The sequence below is a fragment of the Actinotalea solisilvae genome (assembly GCF_016464425.1).
Taxonomy (GTDB): Bacteria; Actinomycetota; Actinomycetes; order Actinomycetales; family Cellulomonadaceae; genus Actinotalea; species Actinotalea solisilvae.
On record NZ_JADDKQ010000023.1, the window covers coordinates 21,003 to 45,988 of the forward strand.

22 protein-coding genes are annotated in these 24,986 nt (G+C 72.4%); 14 read left to right on the top strand and 8 right to left on the bottom strand.

Annotated elements, in window-relative coordinates; genetic code table 11:
- The first annotated feature begins 14 nt into the window (after positions 1-14).
- Complete coding sequence (locus JIG38_RS17080) at positions 15-539, top strand: peptidase (RefSeq protein ID WP_199424933.1); 525 nt, start codon at positions 15-17, stop codon at positions 537-539.
- A gap of 196 nt (positions 540-735) precedes the next feature.
- Here the strand turns inward: JIG38_RS17080 and JIG38_RS17085 are convergent, their stop codons facing one another.
- Genes JIG38_RS17085 through JIG38_RS17095 form a run of 3 tightly spaced genes read right to left on the bottom strand, consistent with a single transcriptional unit; the run spans position 736 to position 3,849 of the window.
- Positions 736-1,746, bottom strand: coding sequence for a cation efflux transmembrane domain-containing protein (locus JIG38_RS17085; protein ID WP_199424934.1), 1,011 nt, complete (start codon positions 1,744-1,746; stop codon positions 736-738).
- Complete coding sequence (locus JIG38_RS17090; RefSeq protein ID WP_199424935.1) at positions 1,743-2,225, bottom strand: transporter substrate-binding domain-containing protein; 483 nt, start codon at positions 2,223-2,225, stop codon at positions 1,743-1,745. The genes JIG38_RS17085 and JIG38_RS17090 overlap by 4 nt, the downstream gene beginning before the upstream one ends.
- A 49-nt stretch (positions 2,226-2,274) precedes the next feature.
- Positions 2,275-3,849, bottom strand: a complete 1,575-nt coding sequence (locus JIG38_RS17095; RefSeq protein WP_199424936.1) for a tyrosine-protein kinase domain-containing protein — start codon at positions 3,847-3,849, stop codon at positions 2,275-2,277.
- A gap of 340 nt (positions 3,850-4,189) precedes the next feature.
- Between JIG38_RS17095 and JIG38_RS17100 the strand changes: the two genes are divergently transcribed.
- The 13 genes from JIG38_RS17100 to JIG38_RS17160 all read left to right on the top strand — a co-directional run bounded on the left by JIG38_RS17100 (position 4,190) and on the right by JIG38_RS17160 (position 18,937).
- A complete protein-coding gene (locus tag JIG38_RS17100; protein ID WP_307844995.1) occupies positions 4,190-5,596 on the top strand; it encodes a sugar transferase in 1,407 nt (468 codons plus the stop codon).
- On the top strand, positions 5,593-6,495 hold the full coding sequence (locus JIG38_RS17105; protein WP_199424938.1) for a glycosyltransferase family 2 protein: 903 nt from the start codon (positions 5,593-5,595) through the stop codon (positions 6,493-6,495). Before JIG38_RS17100 ends, JIG38_RS17105 begins: the two co-directional genes overlap by 4 nt.
- A 41-nt stretch (positions 6,496-6,536) precedes the next feature.
- Positions 6,537-7,355 (top strand): glycosyltransferase family 2 protein, encoded by an 819-nt coding sequence (locus tag JIG38_RS17110; RefSeq protein WP_199424939.1) that lies wholly within the window; start codon positions 6,537-6,539, stop codon positions 7,353-7,355.
- Between the two features lie 5 nt (positions 7,356-7,360).
- Positions 7,361-8,521 carry a glycosyltransferase family 4 protein gene (locus tag JIG38_RS17115; RefSeq protein ID WP_233405195.1) on the top strand — a complete coding sequence of 387 codons (1,161 nt, stop codon included), beginning with the start codon at positions 7,361-7,363 and terminating at the stop codon, positions 8,519-8,521.
- Entirely contained in the window at positions 8,514-9,836 is a 1,323-nt protein-coding gene (locus JIG38_RS17120; protein ID WP_199424941.1) for an O-antigen ligase family protein, read from the top strand. Before JIG38_RS17115 ends, JIG38_RS17120 begins: the two co-directional genes overlap by 8 nt.
- A complete protein-coding gene (locus tag JIG38_RS17125) occupies positions 9,833-11,182 on the top strand; it encodes a polysaccharide pyruvyl transferase family protein (RefSeq protein WP_199424942.1) in 1,350 nt (449 codons plus the stop codon). The genes JIG38_RS17120 and JIG38_RS17125 overlap by 4 nt, the downstream gene beginning before the upstream one ends.
- A complete protein-coding gene (locus JIG38_RS17130; protein ID WP_199424943.1) occupies positions 11,179-12,480 on the top strand; it encodes a lipopolysaccharide biosynthesis protein in 1,302 nt (433 codons plus the stop codon). The genes JIG38_RS17125 and JIG38_RS17130 overlap by 4 nt, the downstream gene beginning before the upstream one ends.
- Positions 12,477-13,481 (top strand): galactosyltransferase-related protein, encoded by a 1,005-nt coding sequence (locus JIG38_RS17135; protein WP_199424944.1) that lies wholly within the window; start codon positions 12,477-12,479, stop codon positions 13,479-13,481. The genes JIG38_RS17130 and JIG38_RS17135 overlap by 4 nt, the downstream gene beginning before the upstream one ends.
- A complete protein-coding gene (locus tag JIG38_RS17140; RefSeq protein WP_199424945.1) occupies positions 13,478-13,981 on the top strand; it encodes a CAP domain-containing protein in 504 nt (167 codons plus the stop codon). Before JIG38_RS17135 ends, JIG38_RS17140 begins: the two co-directional genes overlap by 4 nt.
- Positions 13,982-14,126: 145 nt before the next feature.
- Positions 14,127-16,412 (top strand): putative bifunctional diguanylate cyclase/phosphodiesterase, encoded by a 2,286-nt coding sequence (locus JIG38_RS21150; protein ID WP_199424946.1) that lies wholly within the window; start codon positions 14,127-14,129, stop codon positions 16,410-16,412.
- A gap of 70 nt (positions 16,413-16,482) precedes the next feature.
- Positions 16,483-17,280 (top strand): alpha/beta fold hydrolase, encoded by a 798-nt coding sequence (locus JIG38_RS17150; protein WP_199424947.1) that lies wholly within the window; start codon positions 16,483-16,485, stop codon positions 17,278-17,280.
- Positions 17,277-18,083 (top strand): esterase/lipase family protein, encoded by an 807-nt coding sequence (locus JIG38_RS17155; protein WP_199424948.1) that lies wholly within the window; start codon positions 17,277-17,279, stop codon positions 18,081-18,083. The genes JIG38_RS17150 and JIG38_RS17155 overlap by 4 nt, the downstream gene beginning before the upstream one ends.
- A gap of 107 nt (positions 18,084-18,190) precedes the next feature.
- Entirely contained in the window at positions 18,191-18,937 is a 747-nt protein-coding gene (locus tag JIG38_RS17160; protein ID WP_199424949.1) for a VIT1/CCC1 transporter family protein, read from the top strand.
- Positions 18,938-18,966: 29 nt separating this feature from the next.
- Here JIG38_RS17160 and JIG38_RS17165 read toward each other — a convergent pair whose 3' ends face one another.
- The 5 genes from JIG38_RS17165 to JIG38_RS17185 all read right to left on the bottom strand — a co-directional run bounded on the left by JIG38_RS17165 (position 18,967) and on the right by JIG38_RS17185 (position 24,750).
- Positions 18,967-19,992: a LacI family DNA-binding transcriptional regulator gene (locus tag JIG38_RS17165; RefSeq protein ID WP_199424950.1), complete on the bottom strand. Its 1,026-nt coding sequence runs from the start codon at positions 19,990-19,992 to the stop codon at positions 18,967-18,969.
- The gene (locus JIG38_RS17170; RefSeq protein WP_199424951.1) at positions 19,989-21,422 is read right to left on the bottom strand and encodes a GH1 family beta-glucosidase; all 1,434 of its coding nucleotides are present in this window, start codon (positions 21,420-21,422) and stop codon (positions 19,989-19,991) included. Before JIG38_RS17170 ends, JIG38_RS17165 begins: the two co-directional genes overlap by 4 nt.
- Positions 21,419-22,327, bottom strand: a complete 909-nt coding sequence (locus tag JIG38_RS17175) for a carbohydrate ABC transporter permease (protein ID WP_199424952.1) — start codon at positions 22,325-22,327, stop codon at positions 21,419-21,421. The genes JIG38_RS17170 and JIG38_RS17175 overlap by 4 nt, the downstream gene beginning before the upstream one ends.
- Positions 22,324-23,340 (bottom strand): carbohydrate ABC transporter permease, encoded by a 1,017-nt coding sequence (locus tag JIG38_RS17180; protein ID WP_199424953.1) that lies wholly within the window; start codon positions 23,338-23,340, stop codon positions 22,324-22,326. The genes JIG38_RS17175 and JIG38_RS17180 overlap by 4 nt, the downstream gene beginning before the upstream one ends.
- A gap of 99 nt (positions 23,341-23,439) precedes the next feature.
- Positions 23,440-24,750, bottom strand: a complete 1,311-nt coding sequence (locus JIG38_RS17185; protein WP_307844996.1) for an ABC transporter substrate-binding protein — start codon at positions 24,748-24,750, stop codon at positions 23,440-23,442.
- Between the last annotated feature and the right edge of the window lie 236 nt (positions 24,751-24,986).

Consider the following 24,986-nt stretch of genomic DNA (forward strand, 5'->3'; position numbering starts at 1 on the left):
AGCAGGGGAATTCCATGAACCGCCGCCGCATCGCCCTCTCCACTCTCGCCGCTGCTGCGCTCGTCGCGGTTCCCTCGGCCGCCCTGGCCTACGACGCTCCGGGCTACTCGACGACGACGACCGACCCGACGCCGTCCGTCGGCGAGTCCATCACCGTGACGACGACCGGCACGACGGCCGGCCAGGCCTACACGCTGACGATCACGTCGAACCCCACGTCGGTCAGCAACGACGCCATCCAGATCGCCGGGACGAAGTCGGTGACGAAGACGGCCTCGGGCTCGTCGGTCTCCTACACCGTCACGCTCAGCGCCGCCGGCACCTACACGGGTGTCACCACGGACGCGGCCGGCCGCATCGTCGGCGACGAGGTGCTCACGGTGGCGGCGCCGGGTGCGGCGGCGGCGGCAGGCACCGGCGTCCTGAGCTCGACCGGCTTCGACGGCATGGAGCTCGCCGTGGGCGCGGGCGCGCTGGTCCTCGCCGGCGCCGGCGCCGTCGTCGTCGCGCGTCGTCGCCAGGCTGCCCAGGCGCGCTGACTCGACCTGACTCGCCGGCCACCGCGCCGGACGCCCGGGGGGGGGGGGCCCCCCCGGGGACCCGCCCCCCCCGGGGGGGGGCCCGGGGGGGGGGGGGCCCCCTCGCCGGGCCGCGCCGGCCCCCGCGCGGGCCGGGGGGCGGCGGGCCCCCGCCGGGGCCCCGGCCTCCCGGCGTGTCCGGGCAGGGCGCGGTGCGTCAGCCGGCGTCGTGCCCGTGGGTCGCGCCGTCGTCCTGCGCGGCGCCGGGCAGCAGCTCGTCGGGGAGCTCGGCGACGGGGACCACGACGAGGTCGCGGATCTTCCAGTCGAGCTCGAGCGCACCCGCGCGCGCGTCCGCGAGCTGCTCGAGCGATGGCGTCGTGCCCGCGTGCGGCACGACGAAGGACTCGACGTGGAAGACGTGCCCCTCGTCGCGCACGCGTGACCGCGCGACGTCCACCCAGGCGAGGGACGTGAGGTGCGCGTCCAGCTCGCGGACGAGCGGGTGCGGCTCGCCGCCGTCGACGGTCTCGGCCCGCGAGTCCATGAGCGCGGACACGGCGACGCGCAGGTTGCCGACACCGTCGCGCAGGACGCTGCCCGAGATGAACAGCGCCGCTGCCGAGTCCGCCCACCACAGGCCCATCCCGATGCCCAGGACGCCGACGATGCCGCCGACCGCCGTCATCCAGTCGGCCTTGTTCATCTTCGCGTCGGCCCACAGGACGCGGTCGTGCAGCGAGCGCGCGAGCGGCAGCTTCGCGCGGCCGAGCAGGACGGGCGGCACGGCCGTGTACGCCATGACGACGATCATCGGCCAGCCGGACCACACGGGCTGCCCCGCGACCACCATCAGCCCGACCGGCGGGTGCTCCTGGGCGAGGAGGCCCGACGCGGAGTCCCACACCATGAAGGCGCCCATCGTCACGAGCGCGGTCGCCGCGACGAGGTGCCCGACGCCGATCGAGCGGTGGTAGCCGTACGGGTGGCGCTCGGTGGGCGCCCGGCGCGTGAGGTGGACCGCGACGAGGAACGAGACGGGCGGGATGAACGAGAGCAGGTCCTCGAGCCACGCGGCCTTCATGGCCTGGGAGCTGCCCATGACGAGGTACACGAGCGTGACGGCGGTGACGAGGAACGCGATGGTGAGCCACGCGAGCCGGATCGCCCGGCGCAGGTCGCGCTCCTGCTCGGCGGGCAGCTCGGTACGGCCGAAGCGCGTGCTCACGGCGACACCTCCTGACCCAGGAGGAAGCGCTCGAGCTCGACGAGGAACGCGTTCTCACCCGTCTGCACGGCCATGACGTGCAGCTCGGTGGCGCCCTCGGGCCCCGTCGCCTCGGCGTACGGGTAGGTCAGCGTCGCGTGCGCCGCCCAGGGCGAGGTCGTGGTCAGTCCGCCGACGACGAGGTCGAGCTCGTCGCGGTGGAGCTGGTCGACGAGGTCGGCCTCACCGCCCCGCGTCCACTCGACCTCGGCGCCGAGCGAGGCCGCAAAGTCCCGCACGAGCTGCGGCTCGATGCCCGCGGGGCCCGAGCCGCCCGGGTCCGGCGCCTCCTCGGTCCAGGGCGGGTCGGTCGAGACCCCCACCCGGAGCACGCCGCCACGCACGTCCTCCAGCGTGTCCTCGGGGTCCGTCGGGATGGTGACGCCGCAGCCCGCGAGGAGGGTGAGGATGCCGAGCCCGGCGACCACGCGAGCGATCATGGCCCCATCCAACGCCACCTGGCGCGGTCCGCACCTCGGGGCGGTGGGTTCAGTGCGGGGCGTCCTGGCCCAACGGCGCGCCCGGCCACCGGTGCGACCCGGTCGTCGTCGGCGGCTCGCCGAAGAAGTCGGCCACCTCCCCGGTGCGGGCGCGGTCGGGCTCGCGGAAGGGCGGGTTGCTCGTCGTGCGCGCGCGGAGCGGGGCCGCCTGCACCTCCTGGGCCTTCTCCGCCGTGCGCGCTGACATCCGGCGGCTCGTGCGTCCCTCGGGCGCCGGGGCCAGCGGCGCGTAGTCGTAGTAGGCGTAGCTGCCCGCGCTCTTGGCGGGCACGCGGTTGAGCACCAGTCCGAGGACCCGCGCCCCGACGGTCTCGAGTGCGCCGAGCGACTGCGCGAGCTCGTTCTGGTGGATCGAGTGCGCTCCGACGACGACGATCGCGCCGCCCGTGAGCCGGGCGAGGATGGCGGCGTCCGTCACGGGCAGCAGGGGCGGTGTGTCGATGATGACCACGTCGTAGGCCCGGCTCACCATCGCGAGCAGGTCCGCCATGGTGCGCGACCCGAGCAGCTCGCTCGGGTTGGGCGGGATCTGGCCGGACGGGAGCACGTGGAGCTGGCCGTTGCCCCACGGCTGGACGACGTCCTCGAGCGACGCGCGGCCGATGAGGACCGTGGTGAGGCCCGCGGTGCCCTCGAGGTCCATGTAGCGCGCGACCGCGGGCCGGCGGAGGTCGGCGTCGACGAGCAGCACCTTGGAGCCGGCGTCCGCGAGGGTGATCGCGAGGTTGATGGCGGTCGTGGACTTGCCCTCGCCGGGGAGTGAGGAGGTGACCACCATCGTCTGCAGGTCGTCCGTGACGTCGAGGAACTGCAGGTTGGTGCGCAGCCGCCGGAACGACTCCGAGCGCTGGCTGTGGGGGTTGGCCGCCACGAGGAGCGGGTCCTTCACCGCCTCGTCGTCGTGCACGATTGTCGCGACGACGGAGGTCTCGCTGACCTTGCGCACGTCTGCCTCGCTGCGGACGCGGGTGTCGAGGATCTCCCGGAGCAGGGCGATGCCGAAGCCCATGCCCAGACCGACGAGAAGGCCGAGCGCGAGGTTGAGCTTGGTGTTGGGGGAGGCCGGCTCGGTCGGCGCCGAGGCCGCCCGGACGGAGCTGATCTGCACCGGGGAAGGCCCGTCCTCGGGCTTCTCCAGGTCGGTCACCTCGCTGGCGAGGCTCTCCGACGTCGCGTTGGCGATGTCCGAGGCGGTCTGCGGGTCCTCGTGCGTCGCGGTGATGTTGATCAGCACCGTGTCGAGGGGGTTGTCCGCCGTGATCGTCCGGGCGAGCTCGTCCGGAGTCGTGCTGAGGTCGAGGTCCTCGACGACGGGGATCAGCACGCGCGGGCTCGTGGCGAGGTCGGTGTACGACTTCACCTGGCGCTGCGTGAAGCTGCTGCCCTGCGCGAGGTCCGACGTCGTGCCACCGGTCCGCACAGAGACGAACACCTGGGCACGCGCCTCGTAGAGGGGCGTCGTCACGAGGGTGACGGCCACGGCGCCCGCGACTGCCAGCACGGTGAGAAGCAGGATGGAGAGCCACCGCTTCCGCAGGACTGTCACGTAGTCCTGAAGTTCCATCACGAGCTCCCCTGTCGATTCCACATCCCGCTGGACATCGGCAGACATCGTCGCACGGTGAGCGGTTCACCTCACCCGACCCGAGGTCGGGCACAACCCTCAAGGATGACCGGGGCCGACCGATGTCCCAGTCGGCACGCATTTCGGCATGCCTACGATGTCGCGTTCGCGGTCCGTAAACGGTTTTCCTGGAGGTGTCAGCGTGGCCGAGAAGGCTGGCACCCCGACGCTGTCCGGAGTCCCTGGAGCAGCAATTCGTGACGAAATGGACGATGCGTCCGGAATCTCGAACGAAACGGACATCTCGTCCGCGGCGGGACTTGCCGGGCAGCGGTGGTGGGTGAGCTACGCCACGCGCATTCTCGTCACGGACGCCGTGGCCGTCTATGTCGCGGTGTTCACTGCGTACGTCGTCCGGCACGACGTCGCCGGCATCACTCGCGTCAGCGGGGACTTCTCACCGAGCTACCTCGCGGTCTCCATCGTGCTCATGTGGGCGTGGCTGTTCGCGCTCGTCGCGGGCCGGACGCAGGACCGCCGCCTCGTCGGCGTCGGACCGACCGAGTACCAGCGCGTCTTCACGGTCTCCTGGCAGCTCTTCGCGGCAGTGGCCGTCGTGGCCTACCTCGGGAAGATGGAGATCGGCCGCGGCTACCTGGGTCTGGCCTTTCCCCTCGGCCTGGTGCTCCTGCTCGCCGGGCGCTTCGCTTGGCGCCGGTGGCTGCACCGCCGCCGCCGCGCCGGGCGCTACCAGTCGCGGGTGCTCGTGGTCGGGCACGAGGGCAAGGCTGAGTACCTCGTCGAGGAGCTCGGCGCGCGGTTCGGCGCGGGGTTCGGCGTCGTGGGCGTCTGCCTGCCGTCCGGCGAGGTGCGCGGCGGCACCGTCGGCGGCGTGCCGGTCCTGGGAGACATGGCTGAGGCCGCAGCGGTCGCCCGGCGGGAGCGCGTCGACGTCGTCACCGTGGTGGGTGCGGACTCGCTCACGGCCGACACAGTCCGCAGGCTCGGATGGGATCTCGAGGGCAGCGGCATCGACCTCGCGCTCACGATGTCCTACCGCGACGTCGCCGGGCCGCGGGTCATCATGAACCCCGTCCACGGTCTGCCCTTGGTCTACGTCGACGAGCCTCACTTCACCGGGCCCAAGTACGTCATCAAGACGGTGGCCGACTGGTGCGGTGCCCTGGTGCTCTGCGTGCTGCTCGCGCCGGTCCTCCTCGTCATCGCCGCACTCGTGCGGCTATCCGGGCCCGGCCCCATCTTCTACCGGCAGGAGCGGATCGGGGCCGGCGGGCAGACCTTCCGCATGCTCAAGTTCCGCTCGATGGTCGTCGACGCGCACCAGCGGCTCGCGGAGGTCCTCGCCGCGGATGGCGTCGAGAGCGTCGGGCTCTTCTACAAGCCCAAGAACGACCCGCGCGTCACGGCGATCGGCCGCGTGCTCCGGCGCTACTCGCTCGACGAGCTGCCCCAGCTCTTCAACGTCCTGGCGGGAGACATGAGCCTCGTGGGCCCGCGTCCGCAGATCGCCGACGAGGTCGCGCTCTACGACCGGAAGGCGCACCGGCGCCTGCTCGTGAAGCCCGGACTCACAGGCCTGTGGCAGACGTCCGGCCGGTCGGGCCTCACGCCCGAGGAGGGCATCCGGATGGACGTGTACTACGTCGAGAACTGGACGCTCTTCGGTGACGTCCTCATCCTTGCGCGCACGGCGAAGGCCGTGCTGCGGGGGGAGGGGGCACGATGAACGAGACCGAGGTGCTCGCGCCCCCAGAGGTCGAGGTGGTCATCGTCGCCTACGGCTCCGCGCCGCTGCTGCGCCGCTGCCTGACCTCTCTGCGCGATGTTTCAGCGCAAGGACTGCGCCTCCGGGTGCACGTGGTCGACAACGCCAGCCCCGACGGGACGCCCGACGTCGTCGCGCGTGAGTTCCCCGAGGTCGTCCTGTGGCGTAGGTCGACGAACGACGGCTTCGCCGTGGCCACGAACATGGCTCTCCGTGCCGTCACAGCCCCCTTTGCCTTGGTACTCAACCCGGACACCGAGGTCCCCGTCGGCACTCTGGACCACCTGCTCGCCACGATGGCGGCGCACCCTAAGGCGGCCGTCGTCGGCTGCCGCCTGATGCGCCTGGACGGCACGCTCGACCACGCCGCGAAGAGGTCGATCCCTGATCCGTACGAGGCCCTGAAGTACTTCGTTCGCAGGACCTCACGCTCGGACTACCTCGCGCCGGACGTCGACGACGACGAACTCGGGCGTGTCGACGCCATCAATGGCGCACTGATGCTCGTCCGTACGGAGGCGCTCTCCGAAGTCGGGCTGCTGGACGAGAGGTACTGGATGTACGGCGAGGACCTCGACTGGTGCGTGCGGTTCTCTGCTGCTGGCTACCACGTCCTCTACGACGGCCAGGTGAGCGCCCTGCACGTCAAGGGCGCAACCGCGGACCGTCGCCGATCGCTACGCCTCGTGTGGCACTTCCACCGGAGCATGGCCCTGTTCTACCGCACCCACCAAGCTGGTCGTCATCCGTTGCTCGACGGAGCGGTCTACGTCGCGATCGGTGGACGGTTCCTTTCCCTGGCTGCGTTGGCGCCGGTGCGAGCGGCCGTGTCCCGCCTCAAGCGGGCGGTGGCCGCGTGACGTCACGACTCGAACCGGACGCCGCAGTCGACCTTGTGGTCGTGATCCTCAACTGGAACTCGGGCTACGACACCACTGCTGCCGTGCTGACCCTCAGGGAGACCTGGAACGGCGAGATCCTCGTGGTCGACAACGGATCCACCCGAGGCCTGGACGTGCTGCGCGATCTCGAGTCGGTGCGGGGTGTGACCATCCATCGTCGCTCGACCAACGGTGGGTACGCCGCGGGCATGAACACTGGGATGCAGGAGGCGGCTCGGCGAGGCTTCACCCACGCGGCGCTCGTCAATGCCGACGCCCGTCCCGACGGTATGACGTTGCGGCGTCTCGCGGAGCTCGCGGCCGACGCGGCCGTCGTCGGCACCGCTCAGCGGTCCCCCGCGGGCGAGTACGTCACGGCGGCGGTCGGCGCCGGCGTGTTCCCGAGGTCCTTCACGTGCGGCGGATGTCGAGATGGCCAGCATGAGGTGGACGTCGTCTCGGGGGCGACGATCGTCGTGGAGCTCGCGACGGCATGCATGCTCGATGGCATGGACGAATCGTTCTTCCACTATGCCGAGGAGGTCGACTACTGCCTGCGCGTCCGGCGCATCTCGGGGCGGATCGTGTGGTCCTGCAGCACCGTGGTGCCGCACGCCGTAGGGGGGTCGTTGGCGCACGCGTCGCCCACCGCCCACTACTACAGGGCGCGGAACAAGGTGCTGCTGGCACGCAGACACGGTGTCCCGCTGACCCATCCCCGGCTGGTCAAGGATCAGCTGATCTTCTGCGCGGCGGCCATGCGAGACGGTGCGGCCCGTGCGTGGGCAGTGGGTGCGCTCGACGGAGCCCGTGGCGTCACGGGGGCGCGGCCCTCGTGAAGGTGATGGTCTTCTCGCACTCAGCGGGGCGTGGCGGCGCGGAACGCTCGATGCTCGCGCTGGTGTCAGTCCTCTCTCGGCGTGGCAACGACGTCGCCGTCGCCGTGCCGGGGGACGGGCCGCTCGAAACCCTCGTGCGGGACGCTGCGCCTGGCGTCGCCCTGTTCCGCTCCCCGGGACACCGTTGGGTCTCACCCAGGGCCGGCGGGCCGGCGGGAGCCATCAGGTTGCTGCAGTGCGTGATGGACCTGCCTCGTGTGGCCCGGCTCCTGCGCAGCACGGCGCCCGACGTCGTGGTCGTCAACACCTCGGTGACGCCCGCCCCGATGCTCGCGGCCACACTCATGCGCATCCCGTGCGTCGTGCTGGTGCGTGAGGCGATCGCCAGCAACCCGGTCATGGCGTCCGCTGTGAGCAGGAGGACCCTCGTCAAGGCATTGCACGCGTGGTCCGACTGCCTCGTCGCCGTCTCCGACTTCGTCGGCCGGCAAGTAGACGCAGACCTCGTCGTGCTCGAGCACGTGGCGGCCTTGGCGCCTCAGCCCCGGACCGAGCGCACGGGGCCGCTGCGAGCGGCGGTCATCGGGGCCGTGACGCGCGACAAGGGGCAGCTCGACGCGGTCGAGGCCGTGCGGCATGCCCGCGCTCGGGGTGCAGATGTGGTGCTCGAGCTCCACGGCCCCGGCAGCGAGCGCGACGTCGCCGTCGTGCGCGACCGCGCCCGGGCGGTCGGAATTTCAGACTTCGTCCGAATCGAGGGTGAGGCGGATGACGTCTCCGCGCTCCTCGCACGAACCGACGTGCTTCTCGTGCCGTCGCGCCATGAGGCGTTCGGCCGGGTGACGGTCGAGGCGCTCCACGCCGGAGTGCCCGTGGTCGGCTACCGCGCGGGCGGGACGACCGAGGCGCTGTCGAGAGGCGGTGGTGTTCTCATCGAGCCGAGCGCCGCCGCGATGGGTGACGCGATCGCCCGGCTCGCGAGCGACGGGTCCATGCTCGCCGCGCTCACCCGCCAGGCAGCAGGCGCTGGTGCCTTGTGGCGCCTCGAGCCGACCGACGGCGACCTCGCCGACGTGGTCGAGATCGTCGCTCGCGGTGAAGGTGACCGGACGCGCGCTTCAGCGGCCCCTGAGAGCGCCTCGGCCGCGCGGGGTGCACATGGCTGACGTCTCCGTGGAGGTCGCGCCTACACGGGCGGGCGGCCGTGCGGTGCGGCGGGAAGGTGCCGCGCTACACCGTGCTCTCTTCCTCGTCCTGCCCGTGACGACCGTGGCACCGGCGCTAGGTCCGGCCGGGACGCCGCTGCGCGTCCTGGTCGCGGTCGCCGTCGCCGCTCTGGTGCTCAAGGCGCCAGCGCGGCTTCGACCCGGCACTGCCGGTGTCCTGATCGTCTTCGTCCTCCTCCTGATGGCCGAGGCGCTCGGGGCGCCGAGCCTGGAGTACGGCATGGTCCGGCTGCTCAACTGGGTGATGTTCGTGCCTCTGCTGTTCGTTCGGGGTGACGATCGCACCCTCCGGGTTCTGTGCGCATCGCTCCTGGTCGCGTGCTGGATCCAACTCGCCGGCGTCGCGCTCCAGCACACCGGGTACATTCGCGGGACCTGGGGAGGCCTAGTCGTCAGCGGCAGTGTGCTCGACGCGGAGGGACGCACGCTGCTGACGCGGTACACGGGCTTCCTCGGTAACCCGAACGACCTGGGCCTGCTGCTCGGCCTCGGCGTCATGGTCTGCCTCATCGGACTGGTCAGCCGGGTGTACGCCCGGCGCGCGGGGATCGTCGTCTCGTTGGCTGCCTTCACCTGGGGGCTGTTCGTGACTGGCTCCCGCGGCGCGATCTTGGGGCTCGTGGTCGGCTTGGTCGTCGTGGTCGCACTGCTCCGTCCGCGCCACGCGGCCGCAGTGACCGTCGTCGGAGCACTCGTCGGTGTGGTGCCCGTGCTGACGTCGGACAGCGTACGTCGCGTGATCGACTCGATCGGGTCGATTCTCGGCGGCCGCGACGCGAGCGCCTCGTTCCGCTCGACCTTGTGGAGGGAGCAGCTACGGGTCAACGACGCGTGGTTCTTCGGCAACGGGTTCGGAGGCTACGTAGCCGGGTCGCCCACAACATCGGGGACCACCACCGGGACGATCGACAACGCGTGGCTCAAGCTCTTGCTCGAGGCAGGTCTCGCCGGGTGCGTCCTCCTTGCGGGCCTCGTTCTGAGCGTTGTCGTGCCGCTCCTACGCGCGCGGCGCGAGGGGAACGACGTGACCTCCGTCGGCAGGGTGCTCGTCACAGCGGGCCTGGCGATGGTTCTGTGGCGGTCGCTCTCGGCAGATCTGCTGGACGTCAACCCGTGGAACGCAATCCTGTGGTTGATGTTGGGCCTCGGCTCGAGCCTCGCACGGCCCGTCGACGTCCTGCGGATCGGCACCGCAGTAGGCGTCAAGCACGGCCGCGTCGCCACCGAGGTCCCGAAAGGAAGGCTGCTGCCTTGACCGCCCCACAGAAGGGCCTCGTTGCGCTCATCGGAGCCTATGAGCGCGACAACTTCGGCGACCTCCTGTTCCTGCTCCAGACGGAGGCCTACCTCGCCGATCATGGGCTGGAGACCCTTGCGACCTCCGCGTTCGAGGCGGACATGACGCCGTTGCTCGGCCGCCGCATCCCGGCATTCCACCGAATCCTCGAACGCCAGGCCGTCGACCACATCTGGACGGTCGGGGGCGAGGTGGGTGGCGCGACGATGGCCACGGCCATCGCAGCGCTGGGAGCGCGTCACGGGCTCCACGCCGGCCGCGCCGCCGCGATCCGTACGCTGAGCGGAGCTTCACCGCAGGCGCCTGCGTACCTCGCGCGCCCGACGGCCTTCCCGAGGAACGCTCTCGCTTCTCTCACGCTGAACTCCGTGGGCCTGGCAGGACTGTCTGGTGTGCCGGTCGAGGACCGCCTCGTCCACCTCGCAGCGCTGCGCGAGGCCGACTCGGTGATCGTGCGTGACACCTCGAGCGCGGACCTGCTCGCCCGCGAAGGGGTTGCGCACAGGCTGGCACCGGATCTGATCCACACGTTGGCCCTCACGAGGCCCCAGCCGCGACGTCATTCCGACATCGTCCTGGTCCAGGCATCGGAGCGGTGGATCCGCGCAGTCGGTCCGCAGTCGCTCGCGCGTGCCTTGGTCAGCGCGCCGGACCTGAAGACGGCGCGGATCCGCCTCTTCCTCGCTGGCACGGCGCCGGGTCACGACTCGGTCGACGCCTTCGCAGCCGTGGCCAGGCACGTCCGCGCGCTGGCACCCGCGACGGACATCGAGCTCGATGGCAGCTCCAGGGATCCGTGGCAGCTCGTGAACAGGATCAGCGAGGCTCGTCTCTGGATCGGCCAGTCCCTCCACGGGCGAATCGTCTCTGCGGCGTACGGCGTCCCGCGGTTGAGCCTCGCGGACCCGAAGCTGGACGCCTACGCGGCGACGTGGGACGAGGGCATGCCGGCCGGCGTGATCCCGACCACGCTGGGCAGCGCGGTCGAGAGGGCCCTCTCACGTGAGGCCGCGCGTGGAGACGAGGGCGTGGGTCGACGGCTCGGCACGCTGGCCGATGCCTCGATGCGCGAGTCGATCGCGGTGATGCTCGCTCGTACACCAGCGGATCGATTCGCCAGTCGGATCGCAGGCGTCGAGGACCTTCGCCGCCGTCAGGTGGCGGTGCTCGAGGCGGCGGTGACGCGCAAGCTCAGCAGAGGTCTCCGTACGGCGGTGCGACGCTCGACCGGGCACGCCCGCCGCCAGGCGCGGATGGCCGCGCTGCGCGTGCGCTCGGCCATGCCGCATGAAGGTGAGCGATGACCTACGACGCGGTCGCCGACCCGCCTGCCATGGTGGCGCCGCCGGATGCGTCATCGCGAGACAGGCCCGTCGTCCTGGTGCTGGGTCGCTTCGGTGCGATGGCATGCGTCCTGCTGGCCGCACCAGTGATTGCGCGGGCGCTCGGCCCCGACGGTCGCGGGATGACCGCGACGGCGCTCGCTGTGCTCGCCGTGCTGCCCGTGGTGGTCGGTCTCGGGATGCCGCTCGCGATCCGTCGGCGACTCGCCGTGGGGGCCTCGGCCCGCGCTGACCTGGTTCGTACAGGTCGACTCCTCGCTGCCCTCACCCTGGTGCCCTCTGTCGTCCTTGCGCTCACGCTGGAGCCTTTGCTGCTGCCCGGGCTCGAGCCCGCCTCGCGGGTCGCGTTCGGCGTCTCGGCAGCGCTCGTGCCCTTCTCCGTCTCGTGGTCGATCGACGCCAACGTCCTCCTGGTCGAGCGCAGGTTCCGAGCGCTGGCGATGCTCTCGGTGGTGCATGGGGCCGTCTCGACCGTGATCGTGCTGGCGACCTGGTGGGGCGGCAGCCTCGGGGTGCCGACTGTGATCTATGCCTTCCTCGCGGGCAACGTCGTGGCGTTCCTCCTCGGCCTCGTCCTGGTCCACGAGCGGGGTGGCCGAGTGAGCGGGGTGACAGACGTGGCACGGGAAGGCATGTCGCTCGTGGGCGGCCAGCTCGCGGAGATCCTGTCCGGGCGCGTCGCCCAGGTCGTGGCGCTGCCGTTGATCGGCGCGTCCGGTGCGGGCCTCTACTCCGTCGCCGTGACCACCGGCTCTCTGAGCGCGCCGGTCCCTGAGGCATTCGGCAACTCCGCCTTCGCCCGGCTGGCGGGCGACGCCGATCGTGGCACGCTGATCGCTGCGCTGCGCGGCGGATCGGGCCTCGCACTCACGAGCGCGGCCTCGGTCGCCGCGGCGGGCTGGTTCCTCATTCCTGTCGTCTTCGGTGCAGCCTTCGCGGACGCACGCCCGCTCGCGCTCCTCGTCGGCTTGACCACATGGTTCAACGGCCTTGCGGGGATCGGTGGTGCGGCGCTCGCGGCCCGTCGTCAGGGTCGCCGCATGACGATCGCGCGCGCCACGGGACTCGGCGTCACAGTCGTCCTGGTCGGCTTCGGGGCGCGCCACGGTGCGACGGGGCTCGCCAGTGCAGTGGCTCTCGGTTCCCTGGTGTCGTGCGCCGTGACGCTTCGCCTTCTCGGTGTGGGGCCCACGGGCGGTCTACCCCTGCCGCGGGACGTCGTGCGCGGCGTGCGAGAGATGCTCGGACGGGGCCAATGAGCGAGCTCGTGGCGGAGGTCGTCGTCGTGCTCTACCGCTCGTTGCGCACGGCCGAGGCCGAGGTGATGCAGTTCCTCAACCTCGCGGCGACGGACGGCCGAGTCCGGTGGACCTTCGTCGACAACGATGAAGACGGGTCCGACGCGAAGGTGCTCGCCCCGCTCGTCGCGGAGCGCTCGAACGTGGAGCTCGTCCGACGGGCGGACAACCCCGGTTTCGCCGCGGCGTGCAACACCCGTGGTCTGTCCACCGACGCGCCGTGGCTCGTTCTTCTCAATCCAGATCTTACGGTGAGTGCGACCGCGTTCGCCGCCCTCGTCCGTTCGCTCACAGCCGCGGCCGACGACACCGATGCCCTAGCGTTCTCTCAGCAGACCGGTGGTCTTCATCACGCAGGCGTGGCGTTCACTCCGGCGGGATGGTTCGTCGATCGACCCCTCGCCGGTCCGCGTGGGCGGTTGGGGCGGCGCGCGACGGTCTACCGGTCGTTGGGCGGAGCCGGACGGGTGCTCGGCCCCTCGGGCGGTGCCGCCGCGTACCGGACCGCCGCGTTCCGCGAGCTGGGGGGCTTCCACGAGCCGTACTTCGCGTGGGGCGAGGACGCGGACCTTGCTCTACGGATGTACCTCGAGGGCCGTCGTACCGAGACCGTTCAGCTAGCACTTGCCCACCAGGGTGGTCACTCGGTCTCGGGCCGTGGCGTCTCGCGCCGCGCGTCTCTGCTGGTCCGGAACCGGATCCTGCTCGCAGCAAGGCTATACACGGCGCCGCAAACGGCTGCATTCGGAGCGTTCCTCGCGCTGGTGCTCGCCGCCAAGGTCCCCGTGCTTCTCCGTGCTCGGACGCTGGGGTCGACCCTGGCGGGTGTCCGCGCGGGCTTACGTGCGGCACCCAGCGCTCGTCGGGCCTACCGGGGTCGGCGCCTGGGGGTGCGCGACCACTCGTCCATGCGACGGAAGGTCGCGACCGGAAGAGGATTCACAGGAGCACCGTCGCAGTGACCACGCAGCTCACGATTCGACAGGCCCGATGGCGCGCCGCGCGTCTCGCCTTGCCCCTCTTCGGAGGGCTCGTGGCGGGTTGTGCTGCGCAGGGCGACGACCACCTGAACGTGGATCGGGTTCCCGCGACGCTGGAAGTCCTGACAGCCGACGCGCGCCGTGGCGCTGGTAGCCCTCCGATAGCGATCTCCACCTGCGCCGCCGAAGCCGCGCTCGCGCGCGCCGAGGCGCTCGTCGGCCGGCCAGAGCTCACTCACGCCCCGCTCGACGACGTCATCGCCGGCTGCGGGGTCACCACGGCGGCCGAGAACCTCTCCCGCGCGCCGACGGGGACCCCGGCGCAGGACGTCGTCGACGCGTGGATGGAGTCCCCGGGGCACCGGGCCAACATCCTCGACCCGGACCTGACGCAGGTCGGCGTCGGCTGCGCAGAGGACGGCGACGACCTGGTCTGCTCGATGGTCCTGCTCGGTCCCACGTCGCGCCCGGAGGACACCTGAGCGTCCCCGCGGTCGCGGGTGAAAACGGTATCGACGCCCGCAGGCGACGCGTCGGACGGCCCCCGTCCCCTCAAGGACGCGGCCCCGCGGTCGATGACCAGGGAGCGCGGGGCGTCGGCCCGCACGGACGAGGGACGGTGACTGCGTGGGGTCTGCCTGGTGGCGTTTCCTCGTCGCAGGTGCCGCGCTGTCGGCGGGCATCCTCGTGCTGCCCATCGCGCTCCCGCGCAACGCCCTGATCGTGGCGACCGGCGTGGCCGCCGTCGCGCTCATGGTCCTCGGGGTGCGCGCCAACGGCGTCCGCGACCGCCTGCCGTGGTACCTCCTCGCCGCGGGTGTGGCGTGCTGGAGCGCGGGCGACGCGCTGTGGACGCTGCTCGCCGACGTGCTCGGCGTCGAGCCGTTCCCCTCCGTCGCCGACGCCGCCTACCTCGTCGCGTATCCGCTGCTCGCCGCCGGCCTGCACCGCCTCGCGCGGGGCCGCCTCCGGACCGCCGACCGCACGGCGGTCCTGGACTCCCTCATCGTCGCGACCGCCGTCGGGCTCGTGCTCTGGGTCGCCTTCATCGCGCCGTCGTGGACGGACGCCGAGGGCAGCGTCCTCGCGCGGCTCGTCGGGGTCGCGTACCCCGTCGCGGACCTCGCGCTCGTGACCCAGCTCGTGCACCTCAGCGCCGCGCAGCGCTCGCGCACCCCCGCGCTGCGCCTGGTCGCGGGCGCGTTCGTCGTCGTGTTCGTCGCCGACATGTTCTTCCAGGCGGCGGCCTACATCCCGGCGGTCGAGGCCCGTGTGGCCTGGCTCGACCCCCTGTGGATGGGGGCGTACCTGCTCTGGGGCGCGGCGGCGCTGCACCCGTCGGTCCGCGAGGTCGGCGAGTCCGACCTCGCGCCGACCGAGGGCCTGACGCCGCGCCGCGTGACGTTCCTCGCGCTCGCGGTGTCCGTGCTGCCCACGCTCGTGCTCGTCGAGGCCACGCTGGGGCTGCGCATCCACAACATGGAGGTGACGTTCGCGTCCCTGCCGCTCATCGGGCTGGTCGTCCTGCGGATGCTGGGCCTGGTGCGGCGCATGCGGGAGCAGTCCGACCGCCTGGCCCACCTCGCCGACACCGACTTCCTCACCGGCCTGGAGAACACGCGGCGGATGACGGTGCGGGTCGACGACCTGCTCGTCCCCGCCGCGGACGGATCGGTGCGTGGCGGCGCCCTGCTCCTCGTCGCCATCGAGCGCTTCACCGAGATCAACGACACGCTCGGGCTGCGCACGGGCGACCTCCTCCTGCGCGCCGTCGGCGCGCGCCTCGTGGCGGCCACGCCGGACGGCACGGTCGCGCGGCTCGGGGGCGAGTCGTTCGGCGTCCTCCTCCCCGGACCCACCTCGAGCGACCACGCGACCGAGCGCGCCGCCGAGATCCGGGCGGCGTTCGCCGAGCCGTTCCTCCTGCCCGAGCTCACGGTCACCGTCGACGTCGCGGTCGGCGTCGCGCTCGCGCCCGCCGACGCGACGACGGCGTCCGACCTGCTGCAGCGAGCCGACGTCGCCCTGTCGGCGGCGCGCGAGAGCCGCGACCTCGTCGCGCGGTACGCGGGGCAGATGCGGACCGGCGGGCCCTCCGCCCCGCAGCTCATGAGCGAGCTCGTCGCGGCGCTCCACGCGGACGAGGTGGTCGTGCACTACCAGCCGCAGGTCGAGCTCGAGACGGGCCGGGTCGTGGGCGTCGAGGCGCTCGTCCGCTGGGAGCACCCGGTGCACGGGTTGCTCGGGCCGCTCGCCTTCGTGCCCGCCGCCGAGCGCACGGGCCTCATCCGGCAGCTCACGCTGCACGTCCTCGACCGCTCGCTCGCGCAGGCCGCGCGGTGGCGCGCGTCGGGCCGGACGATCCCCGTCTCCGTCAACCTGTCCGTCCGGAACCTCCTCGACCCGCACTTCGTCGACGACGTGCGCGACGCGCTCGAGCGGCACCGGATCCCCGCGACCCAGCTCGAGCTCGAGATCACCGAGACGATGGCGATGCTCGACCCGCACCGCTCGGTCGAGGTGCTCGGCGCGCTCGACGACCTCGGCGTCCTGCTCTCGGTCGACGACTACGGCACGGGCTACTCCTCGCTCGCCTACCTCCAGCGCCTGCCCGTGCGCCGGCTCAAGATCGACCGGTCCTTCGTGGACGGCGTCGTGCGGGACGCGGCGAGCGCGGCGATCGTGCGGTCGACGATCGAGCTCGCGCGCCACCTCGGGCTCACGGTGGTCGCGGAGGGCGTCGAGGACGACGCGACGCTGCTCGCGCTGCTGGAGATGCGGTGCCTCGCGGCCCAGGGGTACGGCCTCGGGCGGCCGGTCCCCGCGGAGCGGATCCCCGACATGATCGACGAGATCGAGGCCCGCGTGCCCGAGGTCGTCGGCCTGCGCGTCCCGCTCCCGCGCGGCGCCTGACGGCGCCGGCCGGGCCGCGGGCGCACCCGCCGGACTGCGGGCGCGCCGCAGGGCACGTACGTTGGCCCGCATGACGGGCCCGACGACGACGGGGCGACCCGGCCGCGAGCGCGCCTCCGGGCGCCTCGTCGTGCGCGAGACCGTCACCGTCCAGGGCCACGACGTCGTCGTCACGCGCCTGACCCCGACGCCGCCTGCCTCCGCCGCGCCGGTCGTCCTCGTCCACGGCATCGGCGTCTCGGGCCGCTACTTCGGGCCGCTCGCCCACGAGCTCGCCCTCGAGGGTCCCGTGCTCGTCCCCGACCTGCCGGGCTTCGGCGCGAGCCCGCGACCGGACGCCCCGCTCGACATCGCGGACCACGCGCGCGTCGTCGTCGACCTCGTGCGCCGCGAGGGCTGGGCGGAGCCACCCGTGCTCGTCGGGCACTCGATGGGTGCGCAGGTCGTCACCGAGGCGGCGGCGCAGGCGCCCGGGCTCGCGGCGGGCGTCGTGCTCATCGGTCCCGTCGCGGAGCCCGGCAAGCGCTCGGCGGTGCGGCAGGCCTGGCGGCTGCTGCGCGACGGGCGGCACGAGAGCGCGCGCGCGAACTGGGTCGTGATGACCGACTACGTGCGCACGGGTCCGCGCTGGTACGCCGCGACGCTCCCGCACATGCTCGACTATCCGCTCGAGGAGCGGATCGCCGACGTGCACGAGCCCGTGCTCCTGCTCCGCGGCGAGCACGACCCGATCGCGCCGCCCGAGTACCTCGAGCGCCTCGCCGCGCGGGCCCGGGACCCGCGCGTCGACCAGGTGCCCGGTGAGGGCCACGTCGTCATGATGCACCGACCGCGGGCCGCGGCCGCGATGTGCCGGAGCCTGCGGTGAGCGCACCGGACGCCGCGGCAGCGGTGCGCCGCCTCGTGGCGTTCGCGGTCACGCACGCGCGCCACGCGTGGTGGCGCACGCAGGACTACGCGTACGTCCTCGTGCGGCAGGCGGAGGGCGCGCTGCGGCGCGGGGGAGCGGACGCCTACCTGTCCGGCCGGACCCCGCCCGACGTCGTCCTCGTGCCGGGCGTGTACGAGAGCTGGCAGTTCATGCGGCCCGTGGCGCGGCTGCTGCACGCGGGCGGCCACGCCGTCCACGTGCTGCCCACGCTCGGCTACAACGTGGGCCCGATCCCCGCGGCGGCGTCCGTGCTCGGCGCGTACCTGCGCGCGCAGGACCTGCGCGACGTCGTCGTCGTCGCGCACAGCAAGGGCGGGCTCATCGGGAAGCTCGCGATGCTGCGCGAGGACCCGGACGGGCGCATCCGCTCGATGGTCGCGATCAACACGCCGTTCGCGGGCTCGGCCTACGCGCGGTGGATCCCGCTCGCGTCCCTGCGCATCTTCCGCCCGGACGACGCGACGCTCGTCGCGCTCGCCGCGGAGCAGGAGGTCAACAGCCGGATCACGTCGGTCTACGCCCCGTGGGACCCGCACATCCCGGCCGGGAGCGTGCTGCCGGGCGCCGCCAACGTCGAGCTCTCGACGCCCGGGCACTTCCGCCCGCTGGCCGACCCGCGGCTCGAGCGCGTGCTGCTCGCGGCCGTGCGCGGCGACAGCGGTCAGCCCGCCCCGGGCGCGGGCGAGGTGGCCGCCGCGGACCGCGCCGCCGACCCCCCCGCCGAGCGCAGGGCGGGCTAGGCCCGGCGCGGGTCGGCCCGGCGCGTGCCGGTGCCGGCCGCCCGGCCCGCGCTTCGGCGAGCCTCACCTTGCTGGCGGCCCCGGCCGGGCGTGCCTAGCGTCGGGTCATGGACACCGAGAGCCCGGGCGCCGGGACGCCCGCCGGCGTGGCCGCGACGCCCGAGCCGCACGCGAACGGCCTCCAGGCCCGGCTCAACTGGTTGCGCGCGGGCGTGCTCGGCGCGAACGACGGCATCATCTCGACGGCCGGCGTCGTCGTGGGCGTGTCGGCTGCGACGGACGACGCCTCCGCGATCCTCGTCGCGGGCGTCGCGAGCCTCGTCGCCGGCGCGGTCTCCATGGCGCTCGGGGAGTACGTCTCGGTGAGCAGCCAGCGCGACACGGAGCGCGCGCTCATCGCGCTCGAGCGGCGGGAGCTGCTCGAGGACCCGGAGGGTGAGCTCGCCGAGCTCGCCGGGATCTACCGCGGCAAGGGCCTCAGCGAGGCGACCGCCCACCAGGTCGCCGTCGAGCTCACGGCGAACGACGCCGTCGCCGCGCACGTCGAGGCCGAGCTCGGGCTCGACCCGGACGAGCGGACCAACCCGTGGCACGCGGCGATCGCCTCGGCGGTCGCGTTCACCGTCGGTGCCCTCCTCCCGCTGGTCGCCGTCGTGCTCGCCCCGCCGGCGGCGCGTGTGCCGGTGACCTTCGTCGCCGTCGTCCTCGCGCTCGCGCTCACGGGGTCGGTCAGCGCGCGCCTGGGCCGGGCCCACCGCCTGCGCGCCGTCGTGCGGCTCGTCGTCGGGGGAGCGCTCGCGATGGCGATCACCTTCGGCATCGGGGCGCTGCTGGGCCAGACCGTCCTGGCCTGACGGCGAGGGCCGCGCCCGCGGGCCGGGGGTCAGGCGCTCTGGCGCAGCGAGAGCCGGGCCTCGTAGAGCACGGGCTCCTCGGGCACGTCGTCGCCGGCGAGCATGCCGACGAGCATGCGGCCGGCGCGCGCGACCATCTCGCCGAGCGGCTGCGCGACGGTGCTGAGCGGCGGCGTCGTCGTCTCGGCGACGCCGATGTCGTCGAAGCCGAACACGGCGACGTCGTCCGGCACCCGCAGGCCGCGGCGCGTGATCTCGGCGATGGCGCCGGACGCCATGAGGTCGGACGCGACGAACACCGCGTCGACGTCGGGGTGGGCGTCGAGCAGGCGCTCCATCGCGAGGCTCCCGCCGAGGAACGTGAAGTCCCCGAGCTCGACGGCGTCGTCGGCGAGGCCCGCGTCGGCCATCGCGGAACGCCAGCCCTCGAGCCGGTCCACGCCCGCGGTCATGTCCGCGGGGCCGGCGACCGTGCCGATCCGCCGGTGGCCGGCGCGGACCAGGTGCTGGGTCGCCATGCGCGAGCCCTCGACGTCCTGGACGCCCACGTACGACGTCGTCGGGACGTTGAGCGGGCGGCCGATGAACACGCACGGCAGCCCCGACTCGACGAGCTCGCGGTTGAGCGCGTCGTCGCGGTGGTGCGAGGCGACGACCGCGCCGTCGACGTGGCCCTGGAGCAGGTAGCGCGCCGCGCGGTCGGTCGCGCCCTGGCGCGCGATGAGGAGGACCATCTGCAGGTCCGCCTCCTCGAGCACGAGGCTGAGCCCGTTGATGATGCCGCTGAAGAACGGGTCGGTGAGCAGCCGCGAGTTGGGCTCGGGCACGACGAGCGCGACCGACCCCGTGCGACGCGTCGCGAGCGAGCGCGCGATGGGGTTGGGCACGAAGCCGAGCTCGGCGATCGCGGCCTCGACCGCCGCCCGCGCCGTCGGGCTGACGAGGTGACCGCCGTTGATGACGCGGGACGCCGTCGCGCGCGAGACACCGGCGGCCGCCGCCACCTGGCGGATCGTCGGTGCGCCCCGTCGCGCGACGGCGCCCTGCGTGCTCATGCGCGGACCGCGTCCGCGAGCGGGACGGTCCCCGTGGCGGCCGCGGACGCGAAGAGCCGTGCGCTCGCCTTGGGCGTGCGCGCCAGCGTCTCGAAGTCCACGTGCACGATGCCGAACCGCTTCTCGTACCCGTACGCCCACTCGAAGTTGTCGAGGAGCGACCAGGCGAAGTACCCGCGCACGTCGGCGCCCGCCTCGACCGCGCGGCCCACCGCCGCGAGGTGCTCGGCGATGTAGGCGGTGCGCTCGACGTCGTCGACCTGGCCGTCGGGGCCGACCACGTCGTCGAAGGCCGCGCCGTTCTCGGTGACGTAGAGGGGGATCCCCGCAGGACCCGTCCAGTCCGTGTGCACGCGCTCGAGCAGCCGGCGCAGCCCGTCGGGCTGGACCTCCCAGTCCATCGCGGTGCGCGGCAGCCCGCGCGAGACCGTGTAGGCCTCGCCCTGGCCGACCGCGGGGACCGACGTCGCGCGGGCGAGCGGCGGCTCGCCCGGCATGAGCTCGTCGGGCGGCGCGGGCCGCGCCGAGATCGCGCAGCCCTGGTAGTAGTTCAGCCCGAGGAAGTCGAGCGGTGCCGCGATCGCCTCGAGGTCGCCGTCCTGCACCGGCAGATGGGTGCCGGCCGAGGCGAACGCCTCGACGACGTCCTGCGGGTACTCGCCCGTGAAGAGCGGCTCGGCGAACACGCGGTTCTGCTGGCCGTCGACGCGGTACGCCGCGGCGGCGTCCTCGGCGCTCCCCGGGTCGGCCGGGTCGGCGACCGTCATGTTGAGCGTGATGCCCACGGTCGCCGTCGGGTCCGTGCGGAGCACGCGCACCGCGGCGCCGTGCGCGAGGAGCAGGTGGTGCACGGCCGAGACGGCCGCCTGCGGCTCCTGCCGGCCGGGCGCGTGCTGGCCGCCCTTGTAGCCGAGGAACGCCGAGCACCACGGCTCGTTGAGCGTGATCCAGTGCTTCACACGGTCGCCGAGCGCGCCGTGGACGGCGGTGGTGTAGTCGGCGAAGTGCCCGACGACGTCGCGCGAGGTCCAGCCGCCCCGGTCCTCCATCCACTGGGGGAGGTCCCAGTGGTAGAGCGTGACCCAGGGGGTGATGCCCCGCTCGAGCAGCCCGTCGACGAGGCGCGAGTAGAAGTCGAGCCCGCGCTGCTCGACGCGGCCCGGCTCGGGCAGCACGCGGGGCCACGCCGTGGACAGCCGGTAGGCGCCCAGGCCGAGCTCGCTCAGGAGGTCGAGGTCCTGGGGCCAGCGGTGGTAGTGGTCGCACGCGACCTCGCCGGTGTCCCCGTGCGCGACCGCACCGGGGACGCGGCAGAACGTGTCCCAGATCGAGTCCGTCCGGCCGTCCGTGTGCGTGGCGCCCTCGATCTGGAACGCAGCGGTGGCTGCTCCCCAGACGAAGCCGTCGGGGAGGTGGAGTGCGTGGCTCATCCCTTGACCGCTCCCTGCATGATGCCCGAGACGAGCTGCTTGCCCGCGACCGCGAAGAGGATGAGCAGCGGGATGGTGGCGGCGACCACGCCGGCCATGATCAGAGAGTAGTCCTTGAAGTAGGACGCCTGGAGGAGCTGGAGCGCGACGGGCAGCGTCGGGTTCTTCCCGCCGAGCACGATGAACGGCCAGAAGAAGTTGGTCCACGTGCCGACGAAGGTGAACAGCGCGAGCATCGCGGCGGCCGGCCGCGCGGCCGGGACGGCGACGTGCCAGAACGTGCGGATCATCGAGCAGCCGTCGACGCGCGCGGCCTCGATGAGCTCGAACGGCAGGGCCTCCTCGAGGTACTGCGTCATCCAGAAGACGCCGAACGCCGTGACCATGCCGGGGACGATGACCGCGACGAGCTTCCCGGTCCACTCGAGCTTGCTCATGATGATGAACAGCGGGACGATCCCGAGCTGCGTCGGCACGGCCATCGTCGCGATGACGAAGGTCAGCAGGCCGCGCCGCCCGCGGAAGCGGAGCTTGGCGAACGAGTAGCCCGCGAGCGTCGAGAAGAAGACGACGGACAGCGACGTCACGGTCGAGACGATGACGCTGTTCATGAGCGCCGGCCAGAACTTGATGTCCGAGCCGATGACGCGCGAGATGTTCTCGAACAGGTTCCCGCGCGGGATGAGCGAGGGGATGGGGTTCTGCGCGATGGTCGCGGCGTCGGACGACGCCAGGAGGATCGCGTAGTAGATCGGGTACGCCGAGATGAGGATGAAGAAGCCGAGGACCGCGTAGGTCACCCAGCCCGGGCGGCGGTTGAGGCCGCCCTCGAGACCGCGGCGCCGCGCGGCGGCGCGTGCGGCACCGGGGCCCGCGGTCTGACGGATCATGGCGACGGAGCTCATCGGTGCGCCCTGCCCTTCTTGACGGTGCTGGACGACGACGCGATGCGTCGCGTGAGGGCGAAGTTGAGGAGGCCGATGACCACGATGATCACGAAGAGGATCCACGCGACCGCGGCCGCGCGGCCGAAGCTCTTCTGCGCGCCCCAGCCGAGCTCGTAGAGGAACATCGTCACGGTCATCCACTGACGGTCGGGGCCGCCGACGCCGAGCTGGTCGAACATGCGCGGCTCGTCGAAGATCTGCAGGCCGCCGATCGTCGAGGTGATGACGACGAAGATCACGGTCGGCCGGAGCATGGGCACGGTGACCGAGACGAACTGCCGGAAGCGGCTCGCCCCGTCGAGCACAGCGGCCTCGTAGAGGTCGCGCGGGATGGCCTGCATCGCGGCCAGGAAGATCAGCGTGTTGTAGCCCGTCCAGCGGAAGTTGACCATCGAGGCGATGGCGACGTGGCTCGAGAGCGGGTCGGCGTGGAAGCCGATCGGCCCGAGCCCGACGAGGCCGAGGATCGCGTTGATCATGCCGGACTGGTCGCCGAAGAGCTTCGAGAAGATGAGCGAGGCGGCGACGGGCGCGACGACGTAGGGCAGCAGGACGCCCATGCGCCAGAACGTCTTGGCGCGCAGGTTCGCGTCGAGGACCGCCGCGAGGACGATCGCCATGAGGACCTGCGGCACGGACGAGAGCAGGAAGATGCTGAACGTGTTGCGCAGCGCGGTCATGAAGCGCGGCTGCTGCAGGACGTCGAGGTAGTTCTGCGCACCGACGAACTCGCCCTGGCCGCCGATGAGGTGCCAGTCGTGGAGCGAGACGTACGCGGTGTAGATCAGGGGGAAGAGCCCGACCAGCGCGAACAGCAGGAAGAACGGCGAGATGTAGAGGTACGGCGAGATCTTCACGTCCCACCGTCCCCGCCGGTTGCGGCGGAGGAGGCGTCCGGACGAGTCGGGGTCTGGCCGCCCGAGGGGCGTCACCGTCTCGAGGACGGGCCTGGTCGGGCTGGTGGCAGCCATGGGAGCTCCTGCGACGTCGGGGGAGGGATCGGGCTGTCACGACGTCGCGGGCTGGGCCACCGGGTCCCCGGTGACCCAGCCCTGCGTCGTGCTGCGTGCTCAGCTCAGGCCGAGCTCCTCGACGGCCTGGAGCGCCTTGTCCCAGGACGACGTGACGTCGTCGGTGCCGGCGACGTCCACACGGGAGATCGCGTCGGTCATCGACGTGTGGATGCTGAAGTAGTTCGGGCCCTTGAACGGCTGGGACTCGATCGCGTTGGCGCGGTTGCTGAGGATCTCCCCGACAGGCGCGTCGTTGAAGAACGGGTTGACCGCGCTCTTCAGCTCGTCGCTCTCGAGCGCCTCGACCTGGCTCGGGAACGTGCCCTTCGCCGCGAACGCCTTGAGCTGCTGCTCGGGAGCCGTCAGCCACGCCGCGAGCGCCTTGGCCTCCTCGAGGTGCTCACCACCCGACGGGACGGTGAGGTACGAGCCGCCCCAGTTGCCGCCGCCGCCGGGGAAGACGTCGGCGACGTCCCAGCCCTCGACGCCCGCCGCGTTGCCCTCGATGACGCCGAGCATCCAGCCCGGGCACAGCATGGTCGCGAAGCCGTCGTTCTGGAACGCGTTGGTCCAGTCCTCGCTCCACTGGTCGAGGTGGGCCGACAGCTCGGGCGCGACGGCCAGCGTGGCCTCGTACGCCTCGCGGATCTCGTCGTTCGAGGCGAGGTCCTTGGGCGTGCCGTCGGACGTCTCGTACGGCTCCTCCATCTGGTTGACCATCGAGGAGTACGTGGCGCCCGCGGAGTCGAACCACGCCGACTCGGAGCTCGCGACGAACTGCTGGCCGACCTCGAAGTACGTGTCCCAGTCGCCCTCGAGCAGGGCGGCGACCTCGGCGCGGTCCGTCGGCAGGCCGGCGGCGGCGAAGAGGTCGGAGCGGTAGCACACGGCCTCGGGGCCGATGTCCGTGCCGTAGCCGAGGAGCTTGCCGTCCTCGGTCATGGCGTCGTTCGTCTTCCACTCGATCCAGCGGCCCTCGACCTCGGGGCTCGACAGGTCCTCGAAGTTGTCGGCGTACTGCTTGAGCTCGGGCCACCAGTCGGTCTCGATGGCCTCGACGTCCGAGGCGCCGGAGCCGGCGGCGAGCGAGGTGTTGAGCTTGTCGCGCGCCTCCTGCGAGGTGGCCGCCTTGACGTGCTCGACGGTGATGCCCGGGTTGAGCTCCTCGTACTCCGTCAGGAGGTCCTCGTAGCCGAACTCGTTGAACGTCGCGACGGTGAGGGTGATCTCCTCGGTGGACTCGCCACCGCCGTCGCCCTCCTCGCCGCTCTCGGTGCCGTCGCCGCCGCCGCCGCAGGCGCTGGCGACCAGCGCCATGCCTGCGACTCCCGCGGTGAGGGCGAGCGTCCGCTTCCTGGTGCTGCGCACTGGTGACTCCTTCGTCGTCGCGGGCGGCTGCGGTGCCGCCACGTCAGGGACCACGCCCCGGGGGGAGCGCGGCCGCAGGTGCGTCCGGTGATGAGATCGTTTCCACGCCGTCTGGTGCTGTCGCTGGCCTCTGACCTGAGACCGGTCTCATCGGGATGTGCACACCGTGGCGCGGCTTGCTGATTCGTGTCAACCGGCGTGACCCAACCGTGACCGAAGGGGACACCTCCCGGCGG